This is a genomic window from Chitinophaga sp., from assembly GCF_035564935.1.
Taxonomy (GTDB): Bacteria; Bacteroidota; Bacteroidia; order Chitinophagales; family Chitinophagaceae; genus Chitinophaga.
This window is the reverse complement of sequence record NZ_DATMTE010000520.1, coordinates 1-2,286: the sequence shown is the minus strand read 5'-3', so window position 1 is coordinate 2,286 and position 2,286 is coordinate 1. Positions and strand designations below refer to the sequence as shown.

The 2,286-nt window shown below is 41.7% G+C and carries 2 protein-coding genes; both read left to right on the top strand.

What is annotated here, in order from left to right; genetic code table 11:
• A partial coding sequence (locus tag VN105_RS13195) for an erythromycin esterase family protein (RefSeq protein ID WP_325641590.1) occupies positions 1 to 1,268 on the top strand: 1,268 nt, incomplete at its 5' end.
• On the top strand, positions 1,265 to 2,286 hold a 1,022-nt coding region (locus VN105_RS13190), incomplete at its 3' end, for a hypothetical protein (RefSeq protein ID WP_325641588.1). The genes VN105_RS13195 and VN105_RS13190, both read left to right, overlap by 4 nt.

Genomic DNA, 2,286 nt, shown 5'->3' with positions numbered 1-2,286 from the left:
TTTTTATGCATACTATCCGATTACACTGGATTGAGAAAATATTAATAGCCGCTGTTATTAACACCTTTGCCTGGTGTTCATCCACTGCCCAGGGTAACGGTAAAATTCTTTTTTCCGAACCAGGATCGCTTTCATTAGATTCAAGTACCGCCTGGGTCCAATCTGTTTTTAATAAATCAATAGATAACGATGTACAAGTAGTAGGGCTGGGTGAAGTAAGCCATGGAGGCTATGAACCGCTGGCGCTAAAAGCCAAGATGGCCCAATATCTTATTGAAAACAGGGGATACAGGAACATTCTTTTGGAATTTCCTGATATAGTATCCGTGAGGCCGGTCAGGCAATACCTGCTCAATAACAATATCAAAGAACTTGCTGTGGCCGATTCTTTGGCAAAAGTGACAGCCACAGGCTTGCCGAATACGCAGGAGGTATTTAGTCGCTTGTTTCGCTGGATTAAAATATATAACCTGGCACATCCCCGGGAAATGGTGAAGGTAACCGGATTCGATTTAAGCATGGATGCAGGATTCCGGAACTTTTTTTTATATAACTACATTATCCCGTTTGATCCTGCTAGTGGGCAAAGATTGCTGTATCACTGGAACAATAACCAGGTAACTGATGCATCAAGAATAGCCTCGGTAAATACATGGTTCAATACCAATAAAAGTAAGCTCGGGAAAGGGATGAAGAAGGATGAGTTGGACGAGTTGCAATATCATCTGCAGAACGAAACACATTCGATGCAATACAACGCATTGAAAACGGTAACATCGGCGGGGAATGAAACCAGGGCAAATAAGTACCGGGATAGTATCATGGCTGTTAATGCAATCCATCTAGCTGGTTCTCAAAAAACCATCATATGGGCGCATAATGGTCATATTTCCACCATTGACGGCTATATGGGTAAATACCTGAAAGAGCGGTACAGATCCCATTATTTTATGTTGCTTACAGATTTTTCCAATGAGGCAGATGTTTACGTAGTAACAGGTGAAAAAGCAGTGCCCGGCAGCAGGGTAATCCGTGAGAAGCACTTCACAGCGGAACGTACAACAATTGCCAGCAACCTGTTAAAGAATTATGGTATTCCCGGCGGTATTTTCTTTGATCAGGATCTTCCTGCCAGCAAAACATACGACAAGCTGAATTTGATCGACATATATGGCAATCAGTTGATAATGCCTTCCAACCAGGCTTTTGATGTTCTTGTGATATTTAATAACATTACTCCATATCCTAAACCGGTAAACAGCAGATGAACATAAGACAATTTTCTATTGCCATCCCGGCAAGGTATTGCAACCAGAATAGCATGATGAAAGTATGCATAAAAAAAGCTGTTACAATAATGTTGCTGTTTACGCCGCTTCTGAGCGCAAGTGGGCAGCATGCAGGAAAAGTTGCTAATACGCCGCTAACATTGGCTATGGGAAATATAGCGGCCGGGTTTGACAATAAAATACCTGCGCATACAAAAGTAGTGGGCATTGGAAACGTTACACCTTTTGCAAAGGAATCGACAGGATTAAGTATGGAAATAGCTGCATACCTGGTTAGTCAGAAAAAATTCAGGCATATTGTTTTACTTTATGAAGACTGGCTATTACGTCCGCTAAATGACTACCTCACCGATAAAAGGCCGTTTGATTCCACAACTGTTGACTCTCTTGTAAGAATTTCGCTGGCCAACAGCAGTTCGCGTAATACCTCATTCAGTTCGTTTGCCAGCTGGCTAAAAAAATACAACCTCGATCACCGGGAAACAATGGCTGACCTTTCCGGCATAGTGGCAGATGATCTTATTCCTCCCGCTTACTTTCTGGCCACCTATATTTTTCCAGCCGACAGAACAACCGGGTTAATGCTTTCAAAAAAATGGGGCGCTAATATCTATGACGACGAATCAGCATTTAAAGACATCACAAACTGGTATCAACAGGTAAGTAAGAATACAACCCTGTTCAACAAACACAAAGCGTTGTTAATGCGCTGTGCAGAAGATATTGACCACAATGATATAATCCGTAATGGCAGTTCGTTAATGATGAAACCTAAAGTATTGGTGGATCTGAAAACACGCGCAATGGCGGACCTGGTTATGAAAAAATCCGATAAGCAAACAATTATTTATGCGAATAACGAGGATATAGCAAAGGCTGCTTTTGTTTTTAATGGTGATACTTTGATGTCGCTTGGATTGCTTTTGCATGAACAGCTAAAGGATAAGTATTATTCCTGCCTGACAGACTTTGGGGCGGCTTCTGATTTGAACCAGAT